Source organism: Deltaproteobacteria bacterium GWA2_45_12, from assembly GCA_001797365.1.
GTDB lineage: Bacteria > UBA10199 > UBA10199 > UBA10199 > UBA10199 > UBA10199.
This window is the reverse complement of sequence record MGPH01000050.1, coordinates 52,117-58,045: the sequence shown is the minus strand read 5'-3', so window position 1 is coordinate 58,045 and position 5,929 is coordinate 52,117. Positions and strand designations below refer to the sequence as shown.

Annotated in this window: 3 protein-coding genes; 2 read left to right on the top strand and 1 reads right to left on the bottom strand. The window is 46.5% G+C overall.

The genetic code is table 11. The annotated features are described in order from the left end of the window. Nucleotides 1-142 precede the first annotated feature (142 nt). Nucleotides 143-4,066 (top strand): hypothetical protein, encoded by a 3,924-nt coding sequence (locus tag A2048_07520; protein OGP08263.1) that lies wholly within the window; start codon nt 143-145, stop codon nt 4,064-4,066. 422 nt (nt 4,067-4,488) lie between these two features. Continuing rightward, nucleotides 4,489-5,253 carry a hypothetical protein gene (locus tag A2048_07515; GenBank protein OGP08262.1) on the top strand — a complete coding sequence of 255 codons (765 nt, stop codon included), beginning with the start codon at nt 4,489-4,491 and terminating at the stop codon, nt 5,251-5,253. A 230-nt stretch (nt 5,254-5,483) separates the two neighbouring features. Here A2048_07515 and A2048_07510 read toward each other — a convergent pair whose 3' ends face one another. Continuing rightward, nucleotides 5,484-5,870, bottom strand: a complete 387-nt coding sequence (locus tag A2048_07510; GenBank protein ID OGP08261.1) for a hypothetical protein — start codon at nt 5,868-5,870, stop codon at nt 5,484-5,486. Nucleotides 5,871-5,929: the final 59 nt, after the last annotated feature.

Genomic DNA, 5,929 nt, shown 5'->3' with positions numbered 1-5,929 from the left:
GCAAGGGTTCTGGGAGATTGGGATAAAGGGATCGAAGAAATTAAAAAGAAATATAAGTTAGATAAAAAAGCTGTTGGGAAGAAGGCGGTAAAGCCAACGTCTTATATTATACCCGAACTATAATGTTTTAAGGAGATAAGCCATGTCTGTTACAGATACTAAAATCAAATGGGGAGATGCCTCCGCGTTTTATAAAGATGAAGATAACGATAACAAAAATGATTTTGATGATTTTGTTGTTTTAAATGGTGGCACTTGTTCTGGTGCGACTACTTGTAACCCTGATGAGGACAAACAAGTTATTTATGATGAATCTAAGGCGCTGCACCTTCAAACCACACCCACTGATGCTTATACCGGCCCAGTTTTTGTACAACTTAAAGCGCCCGATGCAACTAAACTAACAAACGATCAAGCCTATAAAGATAAATATAAAGCTTTTGCCACAAGTGTTGATGATTTTTTTCAGAAGTATCTTACAACGGAGCAAGATAAGGATGCCGCCAAAAAAGCATTTGCTACTTATAAGAAAATTTCAGGAAATGAGAAAAAAACATTTAAAGATTTTCTCATCGAAAAACTTGGCACTAAGGGGGGGCAAATTGCTGTTATTGAGGCTAATTTAACAATTGCTAACGGACCAATTCCTGCCTCCTCAGAACCATCTGCTGCTGCACCACCACCTATTGTAGAACCAGCAAGTGAGCCGGCAACCCCCCCTTCAGAAGCCCCACAACCTCCCAGTGAGGCTACTAATGTAGAACAAGGTGTAGCAGGTGCTGTGCAAGCAAATCAGAAGGACCCTGTATGGCCTTCAGACCCTTCAGAACAAGTGGATGCAATGAATGAGGAGATAGGCTCACTTGTTGAAGAGTTTACTAATGCGGAGATTACTATTGAAGGTGATAATCCGTTAGTAATTCTTAGTCACCTTACAGCAAATGTTAATGACATACTTACATCTTTACCTGGTTTAAAACAAAAAGAACTAGATGCTCAGGCTCGTGCAATACCAATTTTATCTCAGTACTTAAGTGCACCTTTAGATATGTATGCAGCAGCTGGTCTAAGCGCATTGCTGGCTTTATTAGTTGGCCGCCACTTAGCCATCAACGCCCGGGCCGATGCTCAGATAAGGGGAATGGGGGACTCTGTGCCACCTCAAAGACCCACTCGTACGGAAGCTGCTGACAGAAGAAGGGATTCACGGCAAGGCGATAGGGTTGTTGTGAGAAATGGAAGCAATCCTGTGGCTAGGGATGCTGGTACCGCACAGCAAGCTACAGACCGTGCGCAAGATTTAGCTAACGATTATCTTGGAAACCTGTTTGGCCGGTCACGATGGAATCCCATGCGGCTCTGGATCAGTGGCGTGGGTCGCCGGGCTTTTAGGCAATTGGAACGACGTATACGGATGGCCATTAACCATCATACCGATGCGATTAATGCTGCTGTCAGAAAAATTAAGAAAGCCCAAGCAAAAGCCATTGGAGGTGACGTTAAAGCTATCCCAAAAGTTGCAGCGGCTTTAAAAAGTTTGCAAAGCCATGTTGATGCCCTAGCGCCCTTGCTATCCCATGGGCCTCAACAAAACACTCCTCAACTTGTGAAGGCCCGTAAAGCAATGACCGGGGCTCGAACAGCCTTGCAAGGTTTGAAGGATGCAGCAATTCCTGCTAATGCTGCTCCTAATGTATTGGCCTTAAAAGCTTCAGCTCAAACACTAGGGGAAAACATTGGAAAGGTGTTGGATACAAAACAAGCTACACCAGCCACTGGAAATGCTGCCGGCGCCACTGGCGCCGCTGTGCCTGTCCCCCCCGTTATTAAACAAACAGTGGGTGGTGGGACGAAGACAATTTATCAAGTGAGTACGCTTACCGATGTCGGGCGTGAAGCTCTTACACGTGCGGGCGCTAATCTTGATGTTGTTCCTGACATAGCTTCTGTTGCTGTATATAAAAATGCTGCGGGGGAAATAACGGATTTTGTTTATTTAGATGCCGCAGGAGCCCAGTTGTCCAGTAAAAGCACGGCTGCTGGTGCTGCTAATATTTATTTACCAGCCGAGATTCCTGCTGCCCCCCTTCCTCTCCCACCCCCTGCAGACGCAGACACAGTTTCAAAGAATCCCATTTTTAAGGAAGTGTGTGACATTCCTATCGATACCACAGTTCTTATTGCTGAGATGGCAAAGGGGAACCAATCCTTGGAAAGAGCCCTCCATGCATTGGTTAATGGCGCAACAACAGTGGGCGAAATTCTTGATATTATCGACAACCTATCCAAGAAAAAGGCAGGTGATAAAGGTAAAATAAGCCAAGCTGTTGACAATATAGGCGGTGGCCCTGCTACTGCCAATACCATGGAAACTGCGCTTCGTAGTGCTATAGAAAGTGGTGTTGTCACAGAACAAAATTTACCATCTCTTTTAGTGGATCTGTTGATTGATCAAGTGCGTAGTGATGGTAATGCAATTGTGCTTCCCAACCAGGTAGCCCTTATAAGGATGAAGGGTAGAGTGGATAGGGAACAGGGACGAATTTTTAACGGACCGGCCCAACCAACACCTCCTCCTGCAGATAAAGGGAAAGCCCCATTGGGAGTACCTCCTCCTCCACCGGCTCCTGATCCGGCAAGACTTGCACCACCACTACCTCCTCCTCCCGCGCCGAGAGAAACCGGGCCAAAACTTCCTTCAGAAAATCCTATTTTTGCTCACGTGAAAGATTTGATTATTGACCATAATGAATTTGTGAGAGCTTTGGGCAAATTTGCGATGTCACGCAAAACGGGTAACAATGAAGTGTTGGTTATCAGTAGTTGGTATCGAGATGGCTACAGTACATGTAAAACAATGGGAGATTTCATTAATCATGTTCAAGCTACCGCTCTTGAAAATGCTTTGGCTTCGGGAGTCCTTACTGATGTAAGCACACCCCATCAAATTATCATCGTTCTCATCAGTCATGAAATCAGATTAATAAGAGATGGGGATCATAAAACTAAAGCATCTCGAAAGTTTAATCCAGACTACGTCAGGGATGTTGTGCTAGGCGTTGAGATTAACGATAAAGTTTTCAAACCCGCCGAGGCCGTAACACAAGACGCTGATGCTATACGTATTGCCCGACCTGTAGATGAAGCTTTACGGAGAGCCAATATCGATGATGGGTTACCCCCTGAAACGCCAGCACCTGAGCGTGCCCGTATTTTGGCTGAAAGGGCTGCGCAAGCAGCTGCAGGCCCCCCAGGCCCCCCAGCAACTCCTCCTAGGCCGGCAGGGAAACTGCCCGTTCCTCAAGCAGCACCCGGCGCCTCTCCGCTGCCTGTAGCAACGGCCATACCTGCGGCACGAAGGGCCCCTCCTCCTCGTGGGTTGGCTCGTCGGCCAGTAATAGAGGATATGGAAGCACTCATGGCTAGAGCGGCCCAATTTATGGGCCATGTTCAAGCCTTGGCAGCCCAGGTTGTAAAGGGTGTGGAAGAACAATACCAACAAGCAGTGGCTCAGGAAGTAAGCCGTTTAATGGTGCAAGCAGCTGCTGCAAGGGGAGAAAGCTATCTTCCTTCTGAAGTGCCCGCTACCATTTTGGAACAGGCCAAACGAAATGTGGCTGCCAGTGTAGGGGCCCCTGTTGAAGCTGTCAGCCAAGTTTCACAAAACCCTCTTAAAGATCTTCTGGAAAAATATTCCGATTTGTCTCCCTATGAACTTTTGAAGCGATTAAGAATAGAATCGGTGGCTTACCCAGAATTAAGAGCACAATTAAGAGTTGTAGGGGAAAAAGTAGCCATTCAGTTAAGGCTTAACCCTCAATTGCGTGCTTACACAGATGCCATTTTTGTTGAAAGTTTGAATAGGATGGCCCAAGCCCCAGAGATTGCTTCAAATATGGATGAGGTCGCAAGCCGTTATGTAAGGGATGTAGCTAGGCAAAAGTTAGAAGAAAGAAAAGCCGAACAAGCTCGTGCCGCCGAAACAACCCGTGCCTTGCGAGAACGTAGGGTTGAAGCGGAAAAAGGTAGGGCAAGGGAAGTTTTTGAAAAAGGTAGGCATAAGTAAGAGGCGTAGATGGTTTAACCACCGCGTAGCGGGGTCCCGTTTGCGGGATGTCCTGGGTGTATGGGAGCGCGTTCCGAGTGCCCCGAGTCATGGTTCGATCACCGCGTAGCGGGATTCCGTTTGCGGAACGGGGCTCACCATGTCCATTTATTTTTTTCATACCCTATACTCGGACATGGTGAGGTTTTCGAACCATGGATTTGTTCACATACTCGGACATGGTGAGCCCCGTCGAACCATGGATTTATCCCGCATGCGATTTTACTGGTATACAAAGGTACCCATCTTTTTTTCCTCCCCCCCCGCAACATTTTCGCGGTTTTGCCGATAATAAGAATGAAAAGAAATAACTCCCCCACCCCCCTTTTATTTTAAGAGGGGGGAAGAGGGGAAAATGAGTTTTAAATATTAGGGAGAATTTTATGGGAGATATAGATACACTGGCACCACAAAAACAATGGTTTCAAGGCAAAGTTTCTGAAGTTAATGCAGCTGGCGATGATGGTGCTAAAAGAGCAAAAATAGAAGAAATAAAAAATCAGATAACAACGGCTCTTAACACAGCAACTTCTGAGCAGTCAAAATATTATAGGAATGCTCTTGCCTGTCTTAATGGTGTGATAGAAGGCAGGGGAACTAATATTAATCAGTGTCCGGCGATGGCGGAGAAGGGGGAGGGTGTGGCAGTAGAGGGTGAATTAGATCCTATTTTGTCCAATACAGTTGGGTATTCGTTAAACCCCGATGGCGCAGGAGGCAAAGCGGATTCTATTTTTTGGCAGCCGGGTTTTTACTCTGCGGAAGCTGGAAAACGTGTAAAAGTTGCTTTTAATGCTTCGGCTATCATTTCTGGAAACCGTACAGGGGAAAGTATAAGCCCTTCAGACTCTGAAGGTGGAACCTTAACCGTTGCAGGAGCCGTTGAGGGCAGGCTTCAATTTCATATTATCAAGCCAATTTATTTGCTTGTGTCTGCCACCGGAGCCGCTGGCGTAGGTTGGAATGATGACGGCAAACCAGGTGTTGTTGTCTCTGCTGCTTATTTGATGGGTGTGGGTGTTAAGCCGGGAGATACTGTCGCTTTTGAAGCCGGTAGCTACGGTGGCCCTGCAGTTGCAAAATTTATCGGAACTCCAGAAACTTACGGCATTACTGGGCTTGGGGTTGCCGCTCAACTTTCTTTTTAATGTTTATTCCCACGCTTTTTGCGTGGGAAGGGCAAGTCTTCTACCTCCCCTTAATCCCCTCCTTACAAAGGAGGGGAGAATAATTTGGAGTAATCCCCTCTCCTTCGATCGCCGCGTAGCGGGATCCCGTGTGCGGGACAAGCTCAGGACAGCGCTTATCAAGGAGGGGGGAATTTAATTGCTTCTGTCCCCCTTAATAGGGGGGGACTACAGGGGGGTAACCAATTTGGCTACCTTTCCATTTCAAACCGTTCGATGTCTTTCATGGGATAGTGTTTCCAGTTAAAAGTGCACAGGGGTAATTTGTTTTCAATACTACAAGCGGCAATAAGGGCGTCAGCGACATCCATGCCATGGGATTTGGCATATTTTTTCAAATACATTCCCGCCCTTCGTCCCACGGATTGGGTGATATCAAGACATCGGAATAATTGAAGGGTTTCTCGCACCCGGTCTTCTTCATTGTCTTTTATACCATGATAGATTTCTGCTTCTGTTATGGAAGTGTAGGCTAAAAAAGATTCTTTTCCAATGAGGTCTTCAAGGGATTTTGTGACGGCCTTGTTGCCGCGTAAATGTTCAATGAGCACGTCGGTATCAAAAAGAATTTTTTTCATGACAAGCCCAATCTCCTGGCGCGGGATCCGGTTCGTAAAGAGCGGATATACTGTTCTGT

Bases quoted from the DNA above. Each gene is read 5' to 3' on its own strand.
- A2048_07520 (OGP08263.1), top strand. From the start codon at position 143: ATGTCTGTTACAGATACTAAAATCAAATGGGGAGATGCCTCCGCGTTT.
- A2048_07515 (OGP08262.1), top strand. From the start codon at position 4,489: ATGGGAGATATAGATACACTGGCACCACAAAAACAATGGTTTCAAGGC.
- A2048_07510 (OGP08261.1), bottom strand. From the start codon at position 5,870: ATGAAAAAAATTCTTTTTGATACCGACGTGCTCATTGAACATTTACGC.